We start from the raw sequence: 24,720 nt of genomic DNA on the forward strand, positions 1-24,720 counted from the left end.
GGGGGTAATTCACAAATGTTGAAAAAAGCAGGTCTTTTAACGACAGCATTGTCATTAGGTGTTGTACTTGCCGCGTGCGGTGGAGACGACAATAATAACAGTGCAGGAGAAAACGTGGATCCAGACGATGTTTCCGCAGATGATCTTGAGCCGCAAGAGTGGCGCATGGTAACGGAAGAAACAGAAGGTCAGGTTCAGATGGTGTATGCCGAGGAATTTGCGGATACACTCAATGAGTTGTCTGATGGTCAAATTACACTCGATGTTTACGGTTTTGGTGAACTCGGAAGTGAAGTGGACCAGGTAGAACAGCTTTCCACGAATATTATTGAATTCGCCGTCATTTCACCAGGGTTTACAGGTACACTGGTACCTGAAGGAAACTTGTTTGCCCTGCAGTTCCTGTTCCCGGATGATCTTCGTCTTGCGCAGGACATTTTAGATGAATCTGAAGCGATCAACTCGACGCTTCGTGATAAGTATGAAGAACACAGCATCACGCCTCTTGCATTCTGGACAGAGGGTGCCATGCAGTGGACAGGGAATTCACCGCTTCGTACTCCGGAAGACTTTGACGGATTCCAGATGCGTACGCAGGAATCTCCGCTGATCTTGCGTTCTTATGAAGCATACGATGCAAACCCGACAGCGATGAGCTGGGGCGAGCTTTACACTGGTCTGCAGCAGGGACAGGTTGAAGGACAGGAAAACCCGCTTTTCTTCATTGAAGATGCGAACTTCCATGAAGTCCAGGATCATCTGACCATTTCAAATCATAATATGTATGTCACAATGACAACGGTCAACACCGAATTCTATAACGGTCTGGACGATGCAACACGTGCCATTGTTGATGAAGCTGTAGAACAGATGCGTGACCGTGCATTTGAGATTCAGGAAGAACAGAACGAAGGTGCACTTGATCGAATAGAAGAAGCGACAGACACACCGACCGAAGTTTATGAGCTGACTGAAGAAGAGCGTGAAATGTTCCGTGAGCGAGCGATTCCGGTCCGTGACTTCTATCGTGAAAATGAAGGTGACGATGCCGCAGAAATTCTCGATACGTTGCTCGATGAAATGGAAGAAATGATGGAATAAAGGTTTCAGTAGTAAAAAAAGGACCCTGCGGGGTCCTTTTTTGCATGGTTGCTGTTTCAATTCATCCTGCGACGCGACGTTTATCATATACTTGTTTAAACATGGATGTTTTCCTCAGTCTGATCGCGAGGATGACACTCAGCAGAATAACCCCCACATCTTTCAGGAAGAACGGAATCATTAAGGATGCTGCGGCTGTTAAAGTCATGCCGTCACCAATAATGAAGGAGGTGTATCCGTACAGATAGACAATCCCACTCAGATAATGGACCAATAATGCCGAAAAAGCGATGAGGAACAGGGAGCTGACAGAAGCTTTTTCTTTACTGAAAAAGCCGGTAATACAGGCGACCAGGGGGAACGTCAATAAGAAACCGGCTGTAGGGGAAAGAAAAGCCTGTCCGCTGGAAAAGCCCGCAAAAACAGGGACGCCAAAAAGGCCGAGAAGCAGATAGCCGATCATGGCTAGGGTGCCGTAATAAGGACCGAGTATCATTCCTGCAAGGACGGCGGTCCCCGTTTGAAGTGTCAATGGTACAGGTCCGATGGTTGCGAAGAGACCGATATTAGCGGTAATGGCCATTAATGCAATCATCACACCGGAGTAAACGATCATGGATGTTTTGTTTGTCAAATGCTTCACGCCCCTTATGTATGTCTAGATGACTTTGTCACTCAAAATATAGCCAATAGAAACGATGTAGTCAACCTATTTATAATAATGGTTGACTAAAAGTTTCACGAAGCGTTCATTTTTCGTCCGAATCTTCAGCTCCTGATGTGGTACGATATAATCACGATATGTGATCTGATGAGCATAAGATGAGGGGGAAAGCGTAATGTTTATGAATCAGCCCGTACAGGAACTTCCTAATGGAGCATTTTATACAGGGGCACCGGTGCAAGCGGGAACCGGGGAGACTGTTGGGCTTGCGCAGATTGTTGATATGACGCTGAACCGAAGAGTACCTGTTTCAGATTTTCAACATGTTGAGCATGTGTTTATTTGGCATTTTGAAGAGGGACGGGGACAGCGGATTAATCGCATGGCGCAAAGATGGCTGAGGGAGGGGAAAGCGGTAACGGTCCTTTCAGATCGGATTTTGCCCTTGCCTGAAGCTGTGAATGTTCATCTTATTGCGAAAGACAGCCACGCATGGCTAGCAAACGGATATATACAAAGGCAGATAAAGAACAATACATGCGAAGGAGAACAGTGTTTCTCTACAAGCAACATGTATACACCGTATAAAGAGATGATCAAAATGATCGATCAGGATGAGGTGGAACGGTGGACGGGCTTATCGTCAGCTGAATGCCAAGCCGTTTATGAAGAGATAGAGTCTGCGAACCGTGCAGGGCACTACTTTCCTCATGATGAGATGAAGGAAAAGAAAATTCAGCAGTTTCGCTCGATCTTGATGATTCCGCTGCTTGAACTTGGTTGTAAGCGGGAGCTGTCACTTCGAATTCTCATTGGAGAAGGGAAGGATCGAGTCTTTGGACAGAGACAACCGACTGCTCATAAAACGTATCAGTCCATATCAATGAAGAGTGGTCAGTCCATACAAAAATCAGGTCGGCTCGTGTTTGATTTTTATTCAGACGACATTTCAGATGCGTTTGAAGTTGATCCGTTGCCAATCGGATAATCGCTGCAAACATGATGCAATGAAAGGAGAGGATAATGCCTCTTCTTTTTTTATTTGCGGAAATGAAAAAAAGATTAAAATTTTTATGAAATGATGTTGCATCTTTATTTTGAATTTGGTATATTACTACTTGTCGCCAAAACGAGTGGCCGGCTCAGGAAAAGTATCGACGATATTGACCGAAAAATTATTTTGAAATATTGTTGACATGAACTGAGACGAAGTGATATGATTTAAAAGTCGCCAAAACAGCGACGCAAGATGTTGACCTTTGAAAACTAAACAAAAACCAAGCAAAAAAAGTGGGATATATGAATAAGATATCCCGTCAATTAAAATCCAGTGTTTTCATCGATACTGGTATGATGCTAGCGCATCAAACTCAACTTTATTGGAGAGTTTGATCCTGGCTCAGGACGAACGCTGGCGGCATGCCTAATACATGCAAGTCGAGCGCAGGAAGCTTTCTGAAGCCTTCGGGTGGACGGAAGTAGAATGAGCGGCGGACGGGTGAGTAACACGTGGGCAACCTGCCCTGCAGACCGGGACAACCTCGTGAAAATGAGGCTAATACCGGATGACCATTGGCACCGCATGGTGCCGATGTAAAAGAGGGGATTCGTCCTCTCACTGCAGGATGGGCCCGCGGCGCATTAGCTAGTTGGTGAGGTAAGGGCTCACCAAGGCGACGATGCGTAGCCGACCTGAGAGGGTGATCGGCCACACTGGGACTGAGACACGGCCCAGACTCCTACGGGAGGCAGCAGTAGGGAATCATCCGCAATGGGCGAAAGCCTGACGGTGCAATGCCGCGTGAACGATGAAGGTTCTCGGATCGTAAAGTTCTGTTATGAGGGAAGAACAAGTGCCGTTTGAATAAGGCGGCACCTTGACGGTACCTCACGAGAAAGCCCCGGCTAACTACGTGCCAGCAGCCGCGGTAATACGTAGGGGGCAAGCGTTGTCCGGAATTATTGGGCGTAAAGCGCGCGCAGGCGGTCTCTTAAGTCTGATGTGAAAGCCCACGGCTCAACCGTGGAGGGTCATTGGAAACTGGGAGACTTGAGTGTAAGAGAGGAAAGTGGAATTCCACGTGTAGCGGTGAAATGCGTAGATATGTGGAGGAACACCAGTGGCGAAGGCGACTTTCTGGCTTACAACTGACGCTGAGGCGCGAAAGCGTGGGGAGCAAACAGGATTAGATACCCTGGTAGTCCACGCCGTAAACGATGAGTGCTAGGTGTTAGGGGTTTCGATACCCTTAGTGCCGAAGTTAACACATTAAGCACTCCGCCTGGGGAGTACGGCCGCAAGGCTGAAACTCAAAGGAATTGACGGGGGCCCGCACAAGCAGTGGAGCATGTGGTTTAATTCGAAGCAACGCGAAGAACCTTACCAGGTCTTGACATCCTCTGAACATCCAGGAGACTGGACTTTCCCCTTCGGGGGACAGAGTGACAGGTGGTGCATGGTTGTCGTCAGCTCGTGTCGTGAGATGTTGGGTTAAGTCCCGCAACGAGCGCAACCCCTGATCTTAGTTGCCAGCATTCAGTTGGGCACTCTAAGGTGACTGCCGGTGATAAACCGGAGGAAGGTGGGGATGACGTCAAATCATCATGCCCCTTATGACCTGGGCTACACACGTGCTACAATGGATGGTACAATGGGTTGCGAAGCCGCGAGGTGAAGCCAATCCCATAAAGCCATTCTCAGTTCGGATTGCAGGCTGCAACTCGCCTGCATGAAGCCGGAATTGCTAGTAATCGCGGATCAGCATGCCGCGGTGAATACGTTCCCGGGCCTTGTACACACCGCCCGTCACACCACGAGAGTTTGTAACACCCGAAGTCGGTGAGGTAACCTTTTGGAGCCAGCCGCCGAAGGTGGGACAGATGATTGGGGTGAAGTCGTAACAAGGTATCCGTACCGGAAGGTGCGGATGGATCACCTCCTTTCTAAGGAGACTTGCTGGAAACCTCCGGTTTTCAGATAAGCTCAACCTTTTTACTTTTGCCTCTGGTTTTTTGTTTAGTTTTGAAGGGTTAAACACTCTTCAGGTTTTTGTGACCTTTGAAAACTGAATAACGAAATGACGAAACATCATGAATCACCGGTGAATCAACTATTTGAAACCTATTCAGATAGAGAGGAACCGAGTGTCTTGAATTCAAACGTTAAGGTTAAAACGACGCCAAAAGAAAGTCCGTCGCAAGGCGGAAAATGGTTAAGCAAGAAAGGGCGCACGGTGGATACCTTGGCACTAGGAGCCGATGAAGGACGGGACGAACACCGATATGCTTCGGGGAGCTGTAAGTAAGCGTTGATCCGGAGATTTCCGAATGGGGGAACCCACCATCCGTAATGGGATGGGATCCATACCTGAATCCATAGGGTAATGGAAGGCAGACCCGGGGAACTGAAACATCTTAGTACCCGGAGGAAGAGAAAGCAAATGCGATTTCCTGAGTAGCGGCGAGCGAAACGGAATCAGCCCAAACCGAAAGGCTTGCCTTTCGGGGTTGTAGGACACTCCATTGGAGTTACAAAGAGAGAGCGTAGGTGAAGCGGCCTGGAAAGGCCCGCGGGACAAGGTAACAGCCCTGTAGCCGAAACGCCCTCTCCTCCGGAGTGGATCCTGAGTACGGCGGGACACGTGAAACCCCGTCGGAATCCGGGAGGACCATCTCCCAAGGCTAAATACTTCCTAGTGACCGATAGTGAACCAGTACCGTGAGGGAAAGGTGAAAAGCACCCCGGGAGGGGAGTGAAACAGATCTTGAAACCGTGTGCCTACAAGTAGTTGGAGCCCGTTAATGGGTGACAGCGTGCCTTTTGTAGAATGAACCGGCGAGTTGTGATCACGTGCAAGGTTAAGCTGAAGAGGCGGAGCCGCAGCGAAAGCGAGTCTGAACAGGGCGAATAAGTACGTGGTTGCAGACCCGAAACCAGGTGATCTACCCATGTCCAGGGTGAAGTTCAGGTAACACTGAATGGAGGCCCGAACCCACGCACGTTGAAAAGTGCGGGGATGAGGTGTGGGTAGGGGTGAAATGCCAATCGAACCTGGAGATAGCTGGTTCTCCCCGAAATAGCTTTAGGGCTAGCCTCGAGGGAAGAGTATTGGAGGTAGAGCACTGATTGGACTAGGGGTCCCCACAGGATTACCGAATTCAGTCAAACTCCGAATGCCAAATACTTATCCTCGGGAGTCAGACTGCGAGTGCTAAGATCCGTAGTCAAGAGGGAAACAGCCCAGACCATCAGCTAAGGTCCCCAAGTATACGTTAAGTGGAAAAGGATGTGGAGTTGCTTAGACAACCAGGATGTTGGCTTAGAAGCAGCCATCATTGAAAGAGTGCGTAATAGCTCACTGGTCGAGTGACTCTGCGCCGAAAATGTACCGGGGCTAAACGTATCACCGAAGCTATGGCTGAACACCGCAAGGTGTTCGGGGTAGGGGAGCGTTCCAGAGGCTGCGAAGCATGACCGGAAGGACATGTGGAGCGTCTGGAAGTGAGAATGCCGGTATGAGTAGCGAAAAGAGGGGTGGGAATCCCCTCCGTCGAAAGCCTAAGGTTTCCTGAGGAAGGCTCGTCCGCTCAGGGTTAGTCGGGTCCTAAGCCGAGGCTGAAAAGCGTAGGCGATGGCAAACAGGTTGATATTCCTGTACCACCACGTTTCCATTTGAGCAATGGGGGGACGCAGGAAGATAGGGTAAGCGCACCGCTGGTCGTGTGCGTCGAAGCAGTGAGGCTGGTTACGAGGCAAATCCCGTAACCGTAAGGTTGAGCTGTGATCGCGAGTGAAATTACAGTAGCGAAGTTCCTGATTCTACACTGCCAAGAAAAGCCTCTAGCGAGGAAACAGGTGCCCGTACCGCAAACCGACACAGGTAGGCGGGAAGAGAATTCTAAGACGCGCGGGAGAACTCTCGTTAAGGAACTCGGCAAAATGACTCCGTAACTTCGGGAGAAGGAGTGCTCCCCAGGGTGAACAGCCTGGGGGAGCCGCAGTGAATAGGCCCAAACGACTGTTTATCAAAAACACAGGTCTCTGCGAAGCCGCAAGGCGAAGTATAGGGGCTGACACCTGCCCGGTGCTGGAAGGTTAAGAGGTGGGGTTATCCTTCGGGAGAAGCTCTGAATTGAAGCCCCAGTAAACGGCGGCCGTAACTATAACGGTCCTAAGGTAGCGAAATTCCTTGTCGGGTAAGTTCCGACCCGCACGAAAGGTGCAACGATTTGGGCACTGTCTCAACGAGAGACCCGGTGAAATTATATTACCTGTGAAGATGCAGGTTACCCGCGACAGGACGGAAAGACCCCATGGAGCTTTACTGCAGCTTGATATTGGATTTTGGTACAGCTTGTACAGGATAGGTAGGAGCCTTGGAAACCGGAGCGCCAGCTTCGGTGGAGGCATTGGTGGGATACTACCCTTGCTGTACTGAAATTCTAACCTCGAACCGTGATCCGGTTCAGGGACAGTGTCTGGTGGGCAGTTTGACTGGGGCGGTCGCCTCCTAAAGAGTAACGGAGGCGCCCAAAGGTTCCCTCAGAATGGTTGGAAATCATTCGCAGAGTGCAAAGGCATAAGGGAGCTTGACTGCGAGACATACAGGTCGAGCAGGGACGAAAGTCGGGCTTAGTGATCCGGCGGCACCGTATGGAAGGGCCGTCGCTCAACGGATAAAAGCTACCCTGGGGATAACAGGCTAATCTCTCCCAAGAGTCCACATCGACGGGGAGGTTTGGCACCTCGATGTCGGCTCGTCGCATCCTGGGGCTGAAGTAGGTCCCAAGGGTTGGGCTGTTCGCCCATTAAAGCGGCACGCGAGCTGGGTTCAGAACGTCGTGAGACAGTTCGGTCCCTATCCGTCGCGGGCGTAGGAAATTTGAGAGGAGCTGTCCTTAGTACGAGAGGACCGGGATGGACACACCGCTGGTGTACCAGTTGTTCCGCCAGGAGCATCGCTGGGTAGCTACGTGTGGACGGGATAAATGCTGAAAGCATCTAAGCATGAAGCCCCCCTCAAGATGAGATTTCCCATCACTTCGGTGAGTAAGATCCCTCAGAGACGATGAGGTAGATAGGTCACGTGTGGAAGCATAGCGATATGTGGAGCTGAGTGATACTAATCGATCGAGGGCTTAACCAAGAGTTAAGCGAAGTTTGTTAACACGAAGGACAGACACGGATTCATGATCCCGTCATATGCGTTATTCAGTTTTGAGTGGTTACACTCAATTTCATAGTCTGGTGGCGACAGCGAAGAGGTCACACCCGTTCCCATGCCGAACACGGAAGTTAAGCTCTTCAGCGCCGATGATAGTTGGGGGCTGTCCCCCTGTGAAAGTAGGACGTCGCCAGGCTAATTGTTTTAAGGGGCCTTAGCTCAGCTGGGAGAGCGCCTGCTTTGCACGCAGGAGGTCAGCGGTTCGATCCCGCTAGGCTCCACCATTTACAAGTTTATCTTTATGTTTTATAATATGGCGGTGTAGCTCAGCTGGCTAGAGCGTACGGTTCATACCCGTGAGGTCGGGGGTTCGATCCCCTCCGCCGCTACCATATTTGTTCGGAGGAGTACCCAAGTCTGGCTGAAGGGATCGGTCTTGAAAACCGACAGGGGCTTTACCGCCCGCGGGGGTTCGAATCCCTCCTCCTCCGCCATTATTTTTTTAAAAAGGTCCCGTGGTGTAGCGGTTAACATGCCTGCCTGTCACGCAGGAGATCGCCGGTTCGATCCCGGTCGGGACCGCCATTTTTTCATTAATAGTAATTCCGTGGAGGGGTAGCGAAGTGGCTAAACGCGGCGGACTGTAAATCCGCTCCCTACGGGTTCGGGGGTTCGAATCCCTCCCCCTCCACCATTTTTATTTCATACAGGGGTATAGTTTAATGGTAAAACGAAGGTCTCCAAAACCTTTGATGCGGGTTCGATTCCTGCTACCCCTGCCATATTAAGGCGGTTGTGGCGAAGTGGTTAACGCACCGGATTGTGATTCCGGCATTCGTGGGTTCGATTCCCATCAGCCGCCCCATGATTTTTTGCTTTTTAATTTATAGGGGTATAGCCAAGCGGTAAGGCATCGGGTTTTGATCCCGTGTACCGCAGGTTCGAATCCTGCTACCCCTGCCATTTTATGCGGGAATAGCTCAGTGGTAGAGCACCACCTTGCCAAGGTGGGGGTCGCGGGTTCGAATCCCGTTTCCCGCTCCAGAATATGCGCCCTTAGCTCAGCTGGATAGAGTGTTTGACTACGAATCAAAAGGTCGGGGGTTCGAATCCCTCAGGGCGCGCCATGCGGGTGTAGTTTAGTGGTAAAACCTCAGCCTTCCAAGCTGATGTCGTGGGTTCGATTCCCATCACCCGCTCCATTTTATTGCAGGGGCCTATAGCTCAGCTGGTTAGAGCGCACGCCTGATAAGCGTGAGGTCGGTGGTTCGAGTCCACTTAGGCCCACCATAATACTGTTCCACAGTAGCTCAGTGGTAGAGCAATCGGCTGTTAACCGATCGGTCGTAGGTTCGAATCCTACCTGTGGAGCCATATTTCTGTCTTATAAAGAATGGCCCGTTGGTCAAGTGGTTAAGACACCGCCCTTTCACGGCGGTAACACGGGTTCGAATCCCGTACGGGTCACCATTCATAAGAGCCATTAGCTCAGTTGGTAGAGCATCTGACTTTTAATCAGAGGGTCGAAGGTTCGAGTCCTTCATGGCTCACCATTTCTCAGTCAAACTTCTTCGTTATTTAATGAAGAAGTTTTTTTGTTATACACGGTTCCCTTAAAGATTAACGATACAAAAAAGGAGATGACCGTTTGGCCATCTCTTTTTAAGAATGTGCTTCATTTGCATTGGCTTGGCAACCTACATGCCAGGGACGCCGTGCATATCGTCGATCTCTTCAGCATTGTCAAGAACGTCCTGAGGGATGTTGACAGGCTCAATGTCATTGAACTGTGACATGATCATATGCGTCTTTTGTTCTGTCGTAATGTTTTGTCCCATCATATCCATCGCCATAATCATGTTCATCGTACCTTCAGTCTGATAATAAGTGTCTTTGGCAATCGTAATCGAATAGTCAAGTTCTTTGAGCTCCATCATGCCAAAGAGCTCATCCATCCCTTCAAGACCTGGAGCATCCGCGTCAAGTCCCTGCAGAGCTTCCATCAGCTCTTCCATCTGGATATCTTCAGTGATGAGTGTGATGTGATAATAATCTTCATCTTCTTCCAAGGATAGCTCCGTCATATACTGTTCAAGGAACTGGAGCTGTTCTTGCGGATTCATTTGCATGTCAGACATGGCAAGTACGTCATCCAAGTATGATTCAGGGAATTTCATCCAGGTTCCCATTGCAGGATCCTCGACAAAGAGGCCGTCTTCTTCATGGAAATAGGAAAGGTAGCTCATCTCTGTTTCATCAGCATCGTTACCCGCGAGACCGCCCATTTCGCTCAGATCCATCACCATTTCCTGCTTAAATGTCATTGGATCAAGTGTGATATCCATGAAGCTCTCAGAATGAATGACCATGGCGTCTTCACTGTCTTCCCCCATGCCCATATGCTGCGTCATATTCATTTCAACAGCGTATGATTCCAACTCATGCATCGCTTCCTGTGACTGGTTCACAATCTCTTCGACTGATTCCCCGGATTCGGACTGATTTCCGCAGGCTGTAAGCAGTGCGGTCAGAGACAGGAAGCCAATACCGGTTATCCTGTGATTTGTCATTATAATTCCCCCAACAAAAAAAGATTTTCTTTCTTATGTATTTACGGATAAATTTTAAAAAAGTTCCAATTTAATTTCATTGCAGAGAATCCTCTTGAAGACCGTCGTATTAGGATAACAATAATGCAAGCGTTTTAATAGTTTTAATACGAAAAAGTATAAAAAGTTTGACTTTTTAGTGAAATCGATAAAATGAGGTTGTTGCTAAGGGGGATTTTTGATATAAATAACTTAAGGTATCGCTTTCAATCATTTGTTTCCTGTTATGTTTCGAAAGCGGATCACTTACGTCCTGCTGATTATGTTACGCTAAAGGAGGTATATCCCATATCATAACCTGTTAATAATGGAAGCACAACGAATTGAATCAGGAAAGATCGACTTCACAAATGAACGCACATGCAACAAAACCCCACGACATAAACATCAGGAATGACGTTGCATGACATTCTTGTAACCACATTCGTGAACGATTGAACAATATGAAGTGGCAAGATCCTGTTCAGGGGAAAAACAGGTGATGATGGATGTGAAGTTGCAGTCAATGGGAGTATCCAGGTATCAGTAAATCCAAAACTGAAAGAGGTGGCTTCAGGATGAACATTCTTGTTTGTATTAAACAAGTTCCTGACACGAAGATCATTAAAGTGAATCCAAAGACAAACACGCTCGACCGCTCCAGTGCACCGGCAATTTTGAATCCGTATGATGCACATGCAGTGGAAGAAGCCGTACGATTGAAAGAAAAGCACGGAGGAAAGGTAATTGTTCTTTCCATGGGACCGCCACAGGCAGCCAACGCCATCCGAAAGTGTGTGGAAATTGGGGCAGATGAAGGGTACCTGATTTCGGATCGAAAGTTCGCAGGCGCAGACACGCTGGCAACAAGCTACGCCCTCTTTAAAGCCATTGAGAAGCTCGAAAAAGAACAGGGTGTTGATCTTGTTCTCTGTGGCAAACACGCGATTGACGGTGACACAGGTCAGGTAGGACCGGGAATTGCAAGACGAATGGGGATCCCGCCGCTGACCAATGTTATCAGCATCGAAGAGGCGGATACTGAGAAGAAAAAAATTCAAGTGAACCGAAAGATTGAAGACGGTCATGAAGTCATTGAATCAACGCTTCCGTGTCTGTTGACTGTGGAAAAAGAGATTAACGAAGTTGCCTATTCACCGCTTCCGAACATGATGCGTGCAGCACGTTACAAACCGACGGTCTGGACCGTTGAAGATTTGGACGATGTGGATATGAAGCAGCTCGGACTCAAAGGCTCTCCAACCATCGTTGGCCGTATGTGGCCGCCGGAGAAGAGCTCAGGGGCTGAAATGGTTGAAGGATCGGCAGAAGACAAGGTGAAGAGAGTGGTTTCCGTACTGCTTGAAAAGCCTGAAATGTTTGCTGCGAAAGGCGGGGAGAAAGCATGAATATAGAAGAGTACAAAGATGTCTGGGTATTTATCGAACAGCGTGACGGCGAGATTTTTGACGTGGGTCTTGAGCTTCTCGGGGCAGGACGCGAACTTGCAGACAAGCTTGAAGTAAATCTGTGTGGCGTGCTTCTCGGCGATGGCATCAAAGACAAGGCTGAAGATTTATACCAGTATGGCGCTGATGTCGTCTATGTTATTGATAATCCTGTATTAAAGCAATACCGTTCAGAAACGTATATGAAGGCTGTGGGGGATCTTGTTCGTAAATACAAGCCGGAGATTTTTGTTTACGGTGCCACATCAAACGGGAAAGACCTCGCAAGTGCTGTAGCAACAGAAGTCATGACTGGTCTGACAGCCGACACGACGATGCTTGATATCGATCTCGAGAAGCGTCTGTTTGAAGCGAGCCGTCCGGCATTTGGCGGGAACATCATGGCAACGATTCTCTGTAAGAAGCACCGTCCGCAGATGGCGACGGTCCGTCCAAAAGTCATGAGAAAGCCTGAACCGGATCCATCGAGAAAAGGAAAAGTTATTGAAGAGAAGATACAGATGAAAGAAGATGACCTCCGTACAAAAGTCGTTGAGGTCGTGAAAGCAGCGAAAAAAGGTGCAAACCTTGAAGAAGCGGAAATCATTGTTGCCGGCGGAAAAGGCATCAAGGATGAGAAGGGCTTCCAGATGGTCAAAGACCTTGCTGATGCCATGAATGCCACAGTCGGTGCGAGCCGTGACGTGGTTGAAGCCGGCATTATCGGACATGAGTATCAGGTAGGGCAGACCGGATTAACAGTCACACCTAAAATCTATATAGCCATTGGAATCTCAGGAGCCGTTCAGCACGTCGTCGGTATGCAGAACTCCGAATTGATTATTGCGATTAATAATGATCCGGATGCAACCATCTTCAATGCCGCACATTACGGCATCGTCGGTGACGCCTTTGAAATCGTTCCAATGCTGACTGAAGAATTCAAGAAGGCTCTTGCAGAACAAGAAAAAGGAGTGACGACGAATGCCTGAGAAATTTGATCTGATCGTGGTGGGTGCAGGTCCGGCCGGCACGAGTGCGGCCTACACCGCAGCCAAAAATGGCCTGGATGTTTTGTTGATTGAACGTGGGGAATTTCCTGGTTCGAAGAACGTCATGGGTGGGATCCTCTATCGTAAGCAGATGGAAGATGTGATCCCTGAATTCTGGAAAGAAGCACCACTTGAGCGGCCGGTTGTCGAACAGCGTTTTTGGTTCCTCGATAAAGAATCCATGGTAACGACAAGTTACAAAGGACTTGACTGGGGCAAAGAGCCTTACAACAAGTTTACCGTGCTTCGCTCGAAGTTTGATAAATGGTTCGCGGACAAGGCTGTGGAGCAGGGGGCACTCCTGGTTAATGAAACAGTCGTTACGGAATGTATCGTTGAGAACGGCAAAGTCGTCGGGGTCCGCACAGACCGTCCTGACGGAGATGTTTATGCAGATGTGGTGATTCTCGCTGACGGCGTTAACTCACTGCTCGGCAAGCAGCTTGGCTTCCATAACGAGTGGAAACCGAACGAAGTGGCATTGACGGTCATGGAAGTACTGAAGCTCGATAAAAAGACGGTTAACGAACGCTTCCAGGTAAATGAAAATCAGGGTGTATCCATCGAAATCTTTGGTGAAGCGACCAAAGGGGCTCTCGGAACATCGTTCCTTTACACGAACAAAGACAGCATTAATATCGGTGTCGGCACGACTCTCTCCGAGATGATCAAACGTAAGATGAAGCCGTATGAGCTTCTTGACGAGCTCAAAGAACATCCGATGATTGCGCCTTTGATTGAAGGCAGCGAATCACAGGAGTATCTCGCTCACCTCATTCCGGAAGGCGGTTTCGATTCCGTACCGAAATTGGTCGGGAATGGTGTCATCCTTGTTGGTGATGCTGCACAGTTTGTTAACGCCCTTCACCAGGAAGGCTCGAACCTTGCGATGACGTCCGGTAAGATGGCAGCAGAAACGGTTATGAAAGCGAAAGAGGTTGGCGACTTCTCCGAGAAGACACTTGATTCATACCGTACTGATATTTACGACAGTTTTATCGGTAAAGATCTGAAGAAGTACCGTCATGCTGCGCACACGTTCGAAGAAAACCCGCAGTATCTCGGCGAATATGTACCGCTTCTCAATCACGCTATGGGCTCATTCTTTACTGTCGATGGAACACCGAAGTGGGAAAAACAAAAGAAAATCGCAACGAAAATCACGGCAGGCCGGGGAAAAACCGGACTGGCGAAAGATCTCTATCGCGCATGGAAGGCGGTGAAATAATATGGCACAGACTCTTGAAGATAAGCAGTATTTGCTTCGATTTAACTGTGACACACAATCACACCTGATTATTAAAGACCACGATGTATGTGCAACATCCTGTCCAGGAAAAGATTGCACGATCTTCTGCCCGGCAGAAGTGTATAAGTGGGAAGGAGACCGGATGTTTGTCGGTTTTGAAGGCTGTCACGAATGCGGAAGCTGCCGCATCGGCTGTCCTCATGACAACATCGAATGGCATTATCCAAAAGGCGGACACGGCATCGTGTTCCGACTCGCATAAAAGTGACAAAAAGGGGACCTCGGATGATTGTGATCCGAGGTCTTTTTGATGCCGAAAAACGGCATCTGTGTTTGTACGGCAAAGTACTTAGTAAACACTATTTCAATGATGTTATCTTACAACATAGTGACATTGTTGTAAAGAGGATAGACTTAATCCGGTGAAATGATCGAAAATTTCGATTTTAATGACGAAAGCCGGTGGAAACAATCAGATTCCTCATGTAAAATGAAACAACAAACAGTAGTAAAGGTGTGGATGATGGTATGGATGAACGAGATTTGGAACTGCTGGTCCTGATTGAAAAACAGGGGAGGCTGGAGATTAATCAGCTTGCGAAAATGATGGATTTACCGACCGAAGAAGTGGCATTAAGATTAAAGCGTCTTGAGGATGAGAAAGTGATTCTCGGTTATTCAGCCTTGGTTGACTGGAAGAAGACTCCTGAGCGTGAGCGGGTGACGGCAAGTATCGATGTCAAGGTGACCCCGACAAGAGGAAGAGGCTTCGATGCCGTAGCTGAACGGATTTACCGGTTCAAAGAAGTGAAAGCCCTCTATCTGATGTCCGGAACCTATGATCTGGCCGTCGTCATCGAAGGTGCTTCAATGGCAGAGATTGCCCACTTTGTATCGGAGAAATTATCGACGCTGGATTCGGTGATTTCCACGACAACGCATTTTCAACTGAAACAGTATAAACACGATGGTGTAATCTTCGTGGACGAGGATGATCAGGACCCTAGAATGGCGGTGTCACCATGAGCATCCTGAATAAAACAGAGGTGCACGAGCCGAGACTTTCCGATGCAGTGAACCGGATCGCCCCTTCAGGCATCCGCCGCTTCTTTGATTTGGCGACGTCAATGGATAATGTGATTTCCCTCGGGGTGGGAGAACCTGATTATATAACGCCATGGAATGTCCGGGAGGCAAGTATTCACTCCCTGGAGCGAGGGCTGACGGCCTATACGGCGAATGCCGGTCTGATTGAACTCAGAAAGGCGATTGCCGCTTATCTCGATAAGCGGTTCGCCACGCCTTACGATCCGGAAGATGAAATTGTCGTGACCGTCGGCGCAAGTGAAGGCATCGATCTTGCTCTTCGTGCCATCGTGAATCCCGGTGATGAAGTCTTGATCGTCGAACCTTGTTTTGTATCCTATGCGCCGATTGTCTCTTTGACGGGCGGTATTCCCGTTTCTGTTCCGACGGTCATTGAGCATGATTTCATGGTCGAACCAGAAGAGATCAGGCAGCGAATCACTGCGAAGACGAAAGCGATCATGCTGTCTTTTCCAAATAATCCGACCGGTGCTGTCATGACCAAAGAAAAGATGCAGGAAGTGGCGGATCTCGTCATTGATCATGATCTGACGGTCATCTCAGATGAAATATATGCGGAACTGAGCTATGATGACGAGCATGTCAGTGTGCCGGCACTGCCGGGCATGCGTGAGCGTACCATCCTCATTTCCGGCTTTTCCAAAGCTTTTGCCATGACGGGGTGGCGTGTCGGCTATCTGTGCGCACCGGCTCCATATGCGAAGGCGATGCTTAAGATCCATCAGTATGCAATGATGTGTGCGTCGACCATGGCCCAATATGCGGCCCTCGAAGCCCTTGAAAATGGCCAGGAAATGATGGATGAGATGATCACGAGTTACCGGCAGCGCAGGAACTATTTTGTCAAATCATTACGGGAAGCCGGTCTTTCCTGTCATACACCCGGGGGTGCATTTTATGCCTTTCCTTCCATTAAAGAAACAGGGATGACGTCGGAAGAATTTGCAGAGGCCTTTCTGATGGAAGAACGGGTTGCCGTCGTCCCGGGTCATGTCTTCGGAACCGGCGGGGAAGGGCATATCCGCTGTTCGTATGCGGCTTCCATGGCCCAGCTCGAAGAGGTTGCTGAACGGTTAAAGCGCTTCAACGCCCGTCATATCAACAAGTAAAAGAACTGCTTTGTGTTTTTTGAAATCCTGTGTTATAATTACACAGTTAAAAAATTTATGGGAGTTGTTTTCATGTCAGGTCAATACGAAGCAGGAAGTATCGTAGAAGGAAAAATTACCGGTATCAAACCTTTTGGTGCATTTGTTGCACTGGATGAGAAAAAGCAGGGTCTTGTTCACATTTCACATGTAGCCCACGGATATGTTGAGGACATCAATTCCGTCCTTTCCGTTGGAGACACCATCAAGGTAAAAATCCTTTCCGTTGATGAAGAATCAGGAAAGATTTCTCTCTCCATCAAAGAAACACAGCCAAAGCCGGAGCGTCCACAGGGCGGCGGTAACCGTGGCGGTGGCGGCGGAGGTCCTCGCCGTAACAATGCAGGAAGCCAGAAAAAAGAGTCCACTCAAGGCTTTAACACCCTTGAAGACAAGCTCAAAGACTGGTTGAAGCATTCGAATGAAATTCAGGCAGATCTGAACAAGCGCATCAAAAAGTAAGATCAGGTTTTTTCCTGAGCGATACTGCGACGAAAAAGGGACAGTCAAATGAGACTGTCTCTTTTTTGCACATGAAGAACACGCATCTGCCCGAAGGTATCAGTGGAAGAATGCGCGTTTTTGTGTTATGTATGAAGCAGAACGATTTAACGACAGATGGAGGTATCAGAATGGATGCATTTGTATTTCAAAATCCGGTCAAGCTGATTTTTGGCAACGGTCAGACGAAAGAACGTCTCGTCACAGAACTGAAGCCTTTCGGAAAGAAGGTGCTCCTCGTATACGGAGGAGGCAGTATTAAGAATAACGGCATTTATGATGAAGTGACGGCGCTTCTTGAAGAAGGCGGCTTCGAAGTGACGGAACTGTCCGGTGTCGAACCGAATCCGCGTCTTTCTACGGTCAAACGGGGCGTAGAAGCTTGCAGAGAACAGGGTATCGATGTGATCCTGGCTGTTGGCGGCGGGTCTGTCATTGACTGCACGAAGGCCATTGCGGCCGGTGCGAAGTACGACGGGGATCCGTGGGATCTGGTCACAAAAAAAGCCGTTCCGGAGGCTGCGTTGCCATTTGGGACCATTTTAACGATTGCGGCGACGGGTTCGGAGATGAATGCGGGATCTGTGATCACCAATTGGGAAACGAATGAAAAGCACGGTTGGGGAAGCCCTCATACTTATCCGGCGTTTTCCATACTCGAGCCGAAAAACACGCTGTCGCTGCCGAAGGATCAGACGGTCTATGGCATCGTCGATATGATGACGCATGTGCTTGAGCAGTATTTTCATCCGCAGACGAATACGCCTCTGCAGGAGCATATGTGTGAAGCGGTGCTGAAGACGGTAATTGAGGAAGCCCCTGGACTTGTCGAAGATCTTGAGAATATGGAAAAACGCGAGACGGTCCTCTATGCAGGTACGATTGCACTGAATGGCATGCTGCAAATGGGGGTCAGGGGCGATTGGGCCTCACACAACATCGAACATGCCGTGTCAGCGGTCTATGATATCCCTCACGCAGGCGGACTGGCGATCGTCTTTCCGCAGTGGCTCCATTACCATAAGGATCAGGGAAGCACCAAATTAAAGCAGCTCGCAGAACGCGTCTGGGACCTCGACACGACGGGCATGTCAGAGCATGAGATCGCAGAAGCAAGCATCAATGCCCTCTCGTCATTCTGGTCCTCACTCGGAGCTCCTTCACGGCTTGCTGATTATGAAATTGGCGATGACCGCCTTGAAGAGATTGCAGAAAAGACGATGGTCAACGGGCCATTTGGCAACTTCAACAAACTTGAGAAGCCGGATGTGGTCTCGATTTTACGCGCTTCGTTGTAACGGAGATTTTTTCACGCGATGAAACGCTTACAGTTGAAATTGAGCTTGATAAATGATTCACAATTGACTAGTATGAAACAGACGGCACGAACACCACAATATCAGGTATAACACGAAAGGGAGGCAATACAATGACAGAACGATTATCCTTTGATTATGGCAATGCTTCAGGTTTTCTTGGCGATCATGAACTGACGAACCTTCAGGGAGCGGTCACTGCCGCACACGAGGCCCTGCATCAGGGAAGTGGGGCAGGAAGCGACTTTTTGGGCTGGATTGATCTGCCTGTGAATTACGACAAGGAAGAATTTGCACGCATTCAACATGCCGCAAAGAAGATTCAGTCGGATTCTGAAGTCCTCATCGTTGTCGGAATCGGCGGTTCTTATCTCGGTGCACGTGCGGCAATCGATGCACTCTCACACAGCTTTTACAATGATCTTGATAATGACAAGCGTAAAGGGCCAAAGGTTTATTATGTCGGGAATAACATCAGCTCGACGTACACTGCGCATCTGCTTCAGGCTATTGAAGGAAAGGATGTATCTGTGAACGTCATCTCCAAATCAGGAACAACGACGGAACCGGCTATTGCTTTCCGTATTTTCCGCAAGCACCTCGAGGAGAAATACGGTGTGGAAGAAGCGCGTAAACGCATTTATGCCACGACGGATGCCGAGAAAGGCGCTCTTAAGAAGCTGGCTCTCGAAGAAGGGTACGAGTCGTTTGTGATTCCGGATGATGTCGGAGGGCGTTTCTCCATCCTCACAGCAGTCGGTCTTCTGCCGATCGCTGCAGCCGGACTCGACATCGAGGCAATGATGAAAGGGGCCCAAGACGCACGTGAAGCGTTCAGTACGCCGGACCTCTTAAAGAACGAAGCCTATCAGTATGCTGCAGTCCGTAATGCGCTCTACAACAAGGGCAAGACGATCGAAATGCTCGTGAACTATGAGCCGGGTCTTCACTATGTGAATGAATGGTGGAAGCAGCTATACGGCGAGAGTGAAGGGAAAGACGGCAAAGGGATCTTCCCTGCGGCCGCGGACTTCTCCACGGATCTTCATTCCATGGGACAGTACGTGCAGGATGGCCGTCGTGATCTTTTTGAAACAGTCTTGCATGTCGGGGCGGTTAAGGAACAGGTTGTCCTAGAGAAGGCGGAAGATGATCTTGACGGGCTGAACTATCTTGCCGGTAAAGACATGCAGTTCGTGAATGACCGCGCGTATGAAGGGACATTACTGGCCCATCTCGACGGCGGTGTTCCGAATCTGATTTTGAATCTGCCGGAATTAAATGAGTATCACTTCGGTTACCTGATTTACTTCTTCGAAAAAGCGTGCGGCCTGAGCGGCTATCTTCTCGGTGTGAATCCGTTTGATCAGCCTGGCGTTGAAGATTATAAGAAGAATATGTTTGCCCTTCTCGGCAAGCCGGGATTTGAAGCAGAGAAGCAAAAGCTCGAGCAGCGTTTGAATAAATAATTCCGAAAGCAAAAAGAGCGTTCCTTACTGAAAAGGAGCGCTCTTTTTTTGATGAGGCCGTTCGGTCAATACCACTCGAAGAACAGCTTCAGAGAGATCGCGATCATGGAGTAGAAGACGACTGCGATCAGGAAAGACGGGAAGTGGGTATCTTTCTCTTTCGGAATCTCATTGATAAACACGTTGTAGATCATCGCGCCGGACACAAATGCGAATATGATCGACTTTGTCAAAGCGGAGAGGTCCGTAGTCAGTGCCAGGATCCAGCCGACAAGAATACCGGCTGCAAGGATGTAGCGTCCATATCGCTCATACGGCTCCCGGAACTCCCGCCACATATCATGCGCTACGGCCAAAAAGTGCAGACCGATGGCAAAGCCGTAAAAGAGTGCCTGAAGACCGTATACTTCAGAAGAAAGGATCGTAAAGGAAACGAGTGCATTATAGACGGCATAAAAGCCGATTGTCAGCCAAAATGAGGATTCATCACTCACATAATTTTGATGGATGGAAATCTGGACGGCCATGAGCATGACCACACCGAGCAACCCGATGATGTAAATCTCCGAATCCATGGCAAGGTTCAAAAAGCGTGTCTCAATATTCTGCTGTTCCGTGTGAAGCGTTGGCAGCAAATAGATAAAGACGTAAGAGGTGGCAAGTCCACCTGAAAAAGAGAACCATTTAATCTGCTGGATGCGACCGGCAGGGATGAAGTAATTGGCTGTTAAATGGATGAAGATAAAGACAATGCCAAGTAGAAATGGAACGAATGTCATGGTGGACACCTCCGTATCGAATATAATTATATTGTTATATACGGTGATGATGTGAAAAAGGTTTCTAATGAATGCGTGTTTGTCTGCCTTCAGTATAGCCGATGATGCCGGGCTTGTAATCCGATATGATTGCTTCCTATAATGCCGTGGAGAGTCCTTTATTTAAAGGAGATACAGGAATGAGTGAATTTTGAAAAAACGACTGGCAACCTCAAGGAAAAAACAGAGTCCTTTCGCTTATCTTGATTTGGGCATATCCTGAACAGGTTTATACATTCACAAAAACGGTAAGAAGATTATTGATCTTATTTTTGAAGGAGTGGGTGATCATGGCTGATAACACAAAAAACTGGCACTCGATGTCAGTTGAAGATACATCAGAAGCATTTGAAGTGGATCGCTCTGAGGGGCTTTCGGACGAGCAGGCCGAAACGAACCTTGAGCAATATGGAGCGAATAAGCTGCCTGAAAAAGAAGAAGAATCAAAGTTCATCAAATTTCTGAAGCACTTCAATGACATTCTGATCTTCATCCTGCTCGTGGCAGCGGTGATTAAAGCACTGCTCGGCTATTACATCGACATGTCGGTCATTATTCTCGTTGCCGTCATCAATGCTTCAATCGGTTACTTTCAGGAGAGCAAGGCTGAACAGGCCCTTGAAGGGATCAAAAACATGCTTTCCCTCGAAGCCAATGTGCTGCGAGGAGGAAAGAAGAAAAAAGTCGATGCCGATCAGGTCGTACCGGGCGATGTCGTTTACTTAACGGCCGGCGATAAGATCCCCGCCGATTTACGCATTATTCAGGCGGATAATCTGAAAACAGAAGAAGCGGCACTGACAGGGGAATCGACATCCACGGAAAAAAGCGTCGACCCGTTAGAGGAAGATGCGGTCCTCGGTGACCGTTTTAACATGGCGTTCTCAGGGACGTCCGTGACGTCAGGCTCTGGAGCGGGTATTGTTGTAGCAACAGGTGCTGAAACAGAGATCGGGAAAATCAATGAATCGATCTCTGAAGTGGAAGATCTGAAGACACCGCTGATGAAACAGACGGACCGTTTCGGTAAGCAGGTCGCGGTCTTTATCGTCATTGCATCTGCGCTTCTGTATGCCTTTGGCTTTTTCGTCAGGGACTACGAAGCAGTTGAACTGCTTCTCTCGATTATTGGGCTTGCCGTAGCCGCCATTCCGGAAGGTTTGCCGGCGATTATCTCGATTATTCTCGCCCTCGGGGTGCAGAATATGGCAAAGCGAAAGGCGATTGTGAGAAACCTGCCGTCCGTCGAGACACTCGGTGCTGTGTCGGTGATCTGTTCAGATAAGACCGGTACATTGACAAAGAATGAAATGACGGTCACATCGGTCATGACAAAAGAAGACGAATATGACGTAAGTGGAACAGGCTATTCCCCGGAAGGCGAGATTAAAAAAGGGGATCAGGCAGTCTCGCTTACTGAAGAAGGACAGTTGAATGATCTGTTAAAGATCATGAAGACCTGTAACGACGCCGATCTGCAGGAAGAGGACGGGACATGGAGCATCAACGGTGAACCGACTGAAGGCTGTCTCTTGACGCTTGCCGAAAAGGCGGACGCCGATGTTCCAAGGCACGAGGTTCTCTCCAAGATCCCGTTTGACTCGGAGTACAAATACATGGCGGTCCTCATAGAAGAAGACGGAGAGCGCTATATTTATGTCAAAGGTGCCCCTGACCGGCTGTTTGACATGGCGGAAGAGGGCGAAAATGATTTCGACCGTCAGCTCTGGGAAGACAAGATGAAGGAGCGGACGACAAAAGGTGAACGTGTCCTTGCCGCAGGGATTAAAAAAGTTGATGCTTCAAAAGATAAAGTTGAACACGAAGATCTTGACGGTGGCGTCACCTTTGTCGGAATGACCGGTATTATAGATCCGCCGAGAGAAGAAGCGATTAAAGCCATCGAAGAATGTAAGAAAGCCGGTATCCAGGTGAAAATGATTACCGGAGACCATAAAGATACCGCCATGGCCATCGGAGAACAGATGGGCATCGGTGACGGTACAAACGGTTTAGAAGGCCGTGAACTTGACCGGATGGACGACGAGGAGCTCTCTGAAGCGATCCTTGAGTACGATGTGTTTGCAAGAACAAGTCCGGAGAACAAGCTCCGCCTGGTCAAAGCCTTGCAGGAACATGATCAGATCTCAGCGATGACAGGTGACGGTGTGAATGACGCTCCGGCACTGAAGCGGGCGGACATCGGTGTTGCCATGGGGATTAAAGGAACGGAAGTGGCCAAAGAGTCTTCGCAAATGGTCCTTGTGGATGATAACTTTGAAACGATTGTCGGAGCTGTTGAAGAGGGAAGACGGGTCTACGCCAATTTGAAAAAGACGATTCTGTTTATCCTTCCGACCAATGGTGCACAGTCCTTCCTGATCATGGCGAGCATTCTGTTAGGATTCCAGATGCCGCTTGAGCCGATTCAGATTCTCTGGATCAACATGGTTATTGCCATCACAGTGTCCCTGGCGCTCGCCTTTGAGCCACTGGAGGAGGGGGCGATGAACCGGTCGCCGCGTCCTGTGAAGACACCTCTTCTGACGCCTTATTATATCTTCCGAATCGCTTTTGTGTCCCTTCTGATCGGTGGAGGAACACTCCTCTACAGTCAGACGACACTCGGTACGGATGTTGATCAGGCTTACCTGAACAGTGTTGTTCTTCAAACGGTCGTCATCATGCAAATGTTCCACTTATTCAATACACGCAATGAGATCGGCTTTGCATTTGACCGCAACTTCTTCAAGAACAAAGTGGCCTTTATCGTATCAGGTGTTCTGATTGCGTTGCAGGCGTTCATTCTTTATGTGCCGTTTATGAATACGGCATTCGGCACAGTGCCGCTCGGTTTTGAGTACTGGTTGATTCCAATCGGACTCGGACTTGCGGTCTTTACACTGATTGAAATTGAGAAGTCGATTTCAAGACGGATCATTATGAGAAGGAATCAATAGCGATTAAGGAGAGGAGCCGGTTATCGGCTCTTTTTCCTTTGTTCAGAACGGATTGATTTGTGATACACTGTCAATGTGCATAAGGAGGATGGTCAGATGATTCAGGCACTGATTTTTACCGTGACGATATTTATCGGCTGGGTGATATTCGATGGGATCAAACACCGTAAAATCCACATGGAGAATGTGTGGGCAGGATTGGTGACGGCAGTGATTGCAGGCATTGTATGGTATATCCTGTTTGTGATTTTTTGAATGATTTTTTTCGGGAAAACTATTGCATTCCAAATGATATATCGCTATAATCAGTAACTGTGAGTAAGAAATGAATCGGGGGGCATTAGCTCAGCTGGGAGAGCGCTTCGCTGGCAGCGAAGAGGTCAGCGGTTCGAGCCCGCTATGCTCCACCAATGTTTACTCACCTACATATGTGACCAACGGCGTGGTTTTCCGAATGATCGGGGAGTCGCGCCGTTTTTTTGTGCGGCTTTTTCGAAATCCTAAAGAATCATGGGACGAGTTGGAAAAAAGGGTTCAAATTCTTTTCTTCGATCATGGAACATGCTATTCTATGGTGAGAACAGCGTGAAGGGAGATTTTAGTCGTGAAGAAATGGATGACAGGAGTACTGTTTGCGGCTGTCGGTCTGTTAGTGACCGCATGCGGCAACGAAGAAGTTTCAGATTCAATGAATTATGATGCGTCTGACTATTCATATACGCTTGCTGACAGTCAGGGCAATGAAGTGGATATTTTTACAGAAGACGAAAAAGGTTTATACCTTTATTTTACGGGTGTGAACTGACCGCTTTGTCTGTCCCAGCTAGTTGAGCTGGATGAGGTAGCGGAAGAAATAGAAGATCTCGGGTATACGATCTATGGGATCAGCCCAAGTACGCCACAGGAACACAGTGACGTGATTGAGCAGACGAATCTAAGTTTTGAGCTTTTGCAGGATGCCAATTACGATGTGGGTGCTGATCATGGCTTTATAGATTTGGATGAAGGACTGATTTTCCGCGGATACACCGCAGTGAATCCGGAAACGGGCCAACAGGTGACGGAGATTGACTACCTCGTTGGAGAGAACAAGGAAGAGATCTTGGCCATTTTGGAAGATTTGTAACCGGTAAAT

At 48.6% G+C, this 24,720-nt stretch carries 18 protein-coding genes, 16 tRNA genes and 3 rRNA genes; 34 read left to right on the forward strand and 3 right to left on the reverse strand.

Annotation, left to right across the window (positions count from 1 at the left end):
- The first annotated feature begins 15 nt into the window (after positions 1 to 15).
- Positions 16 to 1,101, forward strand: coding sequence for a TRAP transporter substrate-binding protein DctP (gene dctP / locus BSEL_RS06090; RefSeq protein ID WP_013172124.1), 1,086 nt, complete (start codon positions 16 to 18; stop codon positions 1,099 to 1,101).
- Between the two features lie 61 nt (positions 1,102 to 1,162).
- Here the strand turns inward: dctP and BSEL_RS06095 are convergent, their stop codons facing one another.
- Positions 1,163 to 1,735 (reverse strand): biotin transporter BioY, encoded by a 573-nt coding sequence (locus tag BSEL_RS06095; RefSeq protein ID WP_013172125.1) that lies wholly within the window; start codon positions 1,733 to 1,735, stop codon positions 1,163 to 1,165.
- Positions 1,736 to 1,940: 205 nt separating this feature from the next.
- On the opposite strand from BSEL_RS06095, the gene BSEL_RS06100 reads away from it, so the two are divergent.
- The 19 genes from BSEL_RS06100 (at position 1,941) to BSEL_RS06190 (ending at position 9,482) form a co-directional block, all read left to right on the forward strand.
- The gene (locus BSEL_RS06100; protein ID WP_013172126.1) at positions 1,941 to 2,753 is read left to right on the forward strand and encodes a hypothetical protein; all 813 of its coding nucleotides are present in this window, start codon (positions 1,941 to 1,943) and stop codon (positions 2,751 to 2,753) included.
- A 388-nt stretch (positions 2,754 to 3,141) separates the two neighbouring features.
- Positions 3,142 to 4,708 (forward strand): 16S ribosomal RNA (locus tag BSEL_RS06105).
- A gap of 267 nt (positions 4,709 to 4,975) precedes the next feature.
- Positions 4,976 to 7,911: ribosomal RNA gene (locus tag BSEL_RS06110) — 23S ribosomal RNA — on the forward strand.
- Between the two features lie 97 nt (positions 7,912 to 8,008).
- A 5S ribosomal RNA gene (gene rrf, locus BSEL_RS06115) occupies positions 8,009 to 8,125 on the forward strand.
- Together the 16S, 23S and 5S rRNA genes with 15 tRNA genes alongside form the textbook arrangement of a ribosomal RNA operon.
- Before the next feature lie 12 nt (positions 8,126 to 8,137).
- Positions 8,138 to 8,213: transfer RNA gene (locus BSEL_RS06120), tRNA-Ala, on the forward strand.
- 31 nt (positions 8,214 to 8,244) lie between these two features.
- Positions 8,245 to 8,321: transfer RNA gene (locus tag BSEL_RS06125), tRNA-Met, on the forward strand.
- Positions 8,322 to 8,330: 9 nt separating this feature from the next.
- Positions 8,331 to 8,423 (forward strand) — tRNA-Ser (locus tag BSEL_RS06130).
- Between the two features lie 15 nt (positions 8,424 to 8,438).
- Positions 8,439 to 8,514: transfer RNA gene (locus tag BSEL_RS06135), tRNA-Asp, on the forward strand.
- Between the two features lie 24 nt (positions 8,515 to 8,538).
- Positions 8,539 to 8,623 (forward strand) — tRNA-Tyr (locus tag BSEL_RS06140).
- Positions 8,624 to 8,637: 14 nt separating this feature from the next.
- Positions 8,638 to 8,711, forward strand: a tRNA-Trp gene (locus BSEL_RS06145).
- A gap of 7 nt (positions 8,712 to 8,718) precedes the next feature.
- A tRNA-His gene (locus BSEL_RS06150) sits at positions 8,719 to 8,794 on the forward strand.
- Between the two features lie 23 nt (positions 8,795 to 8,817).
- Positions 8,818 to 8,892: transfer RNA gene (locus tag BSEL_RS06155), tRNA-Gln, on the forward strand.
- Between the two features lie 6 nt (positions 8,893 to 8,898).
- A tRNA-Gly gene (locus BSEL_RS06160) sits at positions 8,899 to 8,973 on the forward strand.
- A gap of 6 nt (positions 8,974 to 8,979) precedes the next feature.
- Positions 8,980 to 9,056, forward strand: a tRNA-Arg gene (locus BSEL_RS06165).
- A 1-nt stretch (position 9,057) separates the two neighbouring features.
- Positions 9,058 to 9,131: transfer RNA gene (locus tag BSEL_RS06170), tRNA-Gly, on the forward strand.
- An 11-nt stretch (positions 9,132 to 9,142) separates the two neighbouring features.
- Positions 9,143 to 9,219 (forward strand) — tRNA-Ile (locus tag BSEL_RS06175).
- Positions 9,220 to 9,228: 9 nt separating this feature from the next.
- A tRNA-Asn gene (locus BSEL_RS06180) sits at positions 9,229 to 9,303 on the forward strand.
- A 21-nt stretch (positions 9,304 to 9,324) separates the two neighbouring features.
- Positions 9,325 to 9,399, forward strand: a tRNA-Glu gene (locus BSEL_RS06185).
- Positions 9,400 to 9,406: 7 nt separating this feature from the next.
- Positions 9,407 to 9,482 (forward strand) — tRNA-Lys (locus tag BSEL_RS06190).
- Between the two features lie 144 nt (positions 9,483 to 9,626).
- On the opposite strand, the gene BSEL_RS06195 is transcribed toward BSEL_RS06190, so the two are convergent.
- Entirely contained in the window at positions 9,627 to 10,499 is an 873-nt protein-coding gene (locus tag BSEL_RS06195; RefSeq protein WP_013172127.1) for a DUF6612 family protein, read from the reverse strand.
- A 596-nt stretch (positions 10,500 to 11,095) separates the two neighbouring features.
- On the opposite strand from BSEL_RS06195, the gene BSEL_RS06200 reads away from it, so the two are divergent.
- From BSEL_RS06200 to BSEL_RS06240, 9 genes are all read left to right on the forward strand, one after another.
- Positions 11,096 to 11,926, forward strand: a complete 831-nt coding sequence (locus tag BSEL_RS06200) for an electron transfer flavoprotein subunit beta/FixA family protein (RefSeq protein WP_013172128.1) — start codon at positions 11,096 to 11,098, stop codon at positions 11,924 to 11,926.
- Positions 11,923 to 12,957 carry an electron transfer flavoprotein subunit alpha/FixB family protein gene (locus BSEL_RS06205; RefSeq protein WP_013172129.1) on the forward strand — a complete coding sequence of 345 codons (1,035 nt, stop codon included), beginning with the start codon at positions 11,923 to 11,925 and terminating at the stop codon, positions 12,955 to 12,957. The genes BSEL_RS06200 and BSEL_RS06205 overlap by 4 nt, the downstream gene beginning before the upstream one ends.
- Positions 12,950 to 14,245 (forward strand): FAD-dependent oxidoreductase, encoded by a 1,296-nt coding sequence (locus BSEL_RS06210; RefSeq protein WP_013172130.1) that lies wholly within the window; start codon positions 12,950 to 12,952, stop codon positions 14,243 to 14,245. Before BSEL_RS06205 ends, BSEL_RS06210 begins: the two co-directional genes overlap by 8 nt.
- A gap of 1 nt (position 14,246) precedes the next feature.
- Complete coding sequence (locus tag BSEL_RS06215; RefSeq protein WP_013172131.1) at positions 14,247 to 14,528, forward strand: ferredoxin family protein; 282 nt, start codon at positions 14,247 to 14,249, stop codon at positions 14,526 to 14,528.
- 266 nt (positions 14,529 to 14,794) lie between these two features.
- On the forward strand, positions 14,795 to 15,292 hold the full coding sequence (locus BSEL_RS06220) for an Lrp/AsnC family transcriptional regulator (protein WP_013172132.1): 498 nt from the start codon (positions 14,795 to 14,797) through the stop codon (positions 15,290 to 15,292).
- Positions 15,289 to 16,482: an aminotransferase gene (locus tag BSEL_RS06225; protein WP_013172133.1), complete on the forward strand. Its 1,194-nt coding sequence runs from the start codon at positions 15,289 to 15,291 to the stop codon at positions 16,480 to 16,482. Before BSEL_RS06220 ends, BSEL_RS06225 begins: the two co-directional genes overlap by 4 nt.
- Positions 16,483 to 16,554: 72 nt before the next feature.
- Complete coding sequence (gene yugI, locus BSEL_RS06230) at positions 16,555 to 16,983, forward strand: S1 domain-containing post-transcriptional regulator GSP13 (protein ID WP_013172134.1); 429 nt, start codon at positions 16,555 to 16,557, stop codon at positions 16,981 to 16,983.
- A gap of 170 nt (positions 16,984 to 17,153) precedes the next feature.
- Positions 17,154 to 18,320 (forward strand): iron-containing alcohol dehydrogenase, encoded by a 1,167-nt coding sequence (locus tag BSEL_RS06235; RefSeq protein WP_013172135.1) that lies wholly within the window; start codon positions 17,154 to 17,156, stop codon positions 18,318 to 18,320.
- Positions 18,321 to 18,451: 131 nt separating this feature from the next.
- Positions 18,452 to 19,807: a glucose-6-phosphate isomerase gene (locus BSEL_RS06240; protein ID WP_013172136.1), complete on the forward strand. Its 1,356-nt coding sequence runs from the start codon at positions 18,452 to 18,454 to the stop codon at positions 19,805 to 19,807.
- 65 nt (positions 19,808 to 19,872) lie between these two features.
- Here the strand turns inward: BSEL_RS06240 and BSEL_RS06245 are convergent, their stop codons facing one another.
- On the reverse strand, positions 19,873 to 20,586 hold the full coding sequence (locus BSEL_RS06245; RefSeq protein WP_013172137.1) for a hypothetical protein: 714 nt from the start codon (positions 20,584 to 20,586) through the stop codon (positions 19,873 to 19,875).
- 329 nt (positions 20,587 to 20,915) lie between these two features.
- Between BSEL_RS06245 and BSEL_RS06250 the strand changes: the two genes are divergently transcribed.
- From BSEL_RS06250 to BSEL_RS06265, 5 genes are all read left to right on the forward strand, one after another.
- On the forward strand, positions 20,916 to 23,585 hold the full coding sequence (locus BSEL_RS06250) for a cation-transporting P-type ATPase (protein WP_013172138.1): 2,670 nt from the start codon (positions 20,916 to 20,918) through the stop codon (positions 23,583 to 23,585).
- 96 nt (positions 23,586 to 23,681) lie between these two features.
- Entirely contained in the window at positions 23,682 to 23,840 is a 159-nt protein-coding gene (locus BSEL_RS17860) for a hypothetical protein (RefSeq protein ID WP_013172139.1), read from the forward strand.
- Positions 23,841 to 23,919: 79 nt separating this feature from the next.
- Positions 23,920 to 23,995, forward strand: a tRNA-Ala gene (locus BSEL_RS06255).
- Between the two features lie 194 nt (positions 23,996 to 24,189).
- Positions 24,190 to 24,390 carry a hypothetical protein gene (locus BSEL_RS06260; RefSeq protein ID WP_013172140.1) on the forward strand — a complete coding sequence of 67 codons (201 nt, stop codon included), beginning with the start codon at positions 24,190 to 24,192 and terminating at the stop codon, positions 24,388 to 24,390.
- A 9-nt stretch (positions 24,391 to 24,399) separates the two neighbouring features.
- A complete protein-coding gene (locus BSEL_RS06265) occupies positions 24,400 to 24,711 on the forward strand; it encodes a peroxiredoxin family protein (RefSeq protein ID WP_083769531.1) in 312 nt (103 codons plus the stop codon).
- Positions 24,712 to 24,720: the final 9 nt, after the last annotated feature.

This window comes from [Bacillus] selenitireducens MLS10 (assembly GCF_000093085.1).
Classification (GTDB): domain Bacteria; phylum Bacillota; class Bacilli; order Bacillales; family Salisediminibacteriaceae; genus Salisediminibacterium; species Salisediminibacterium selenitireducens.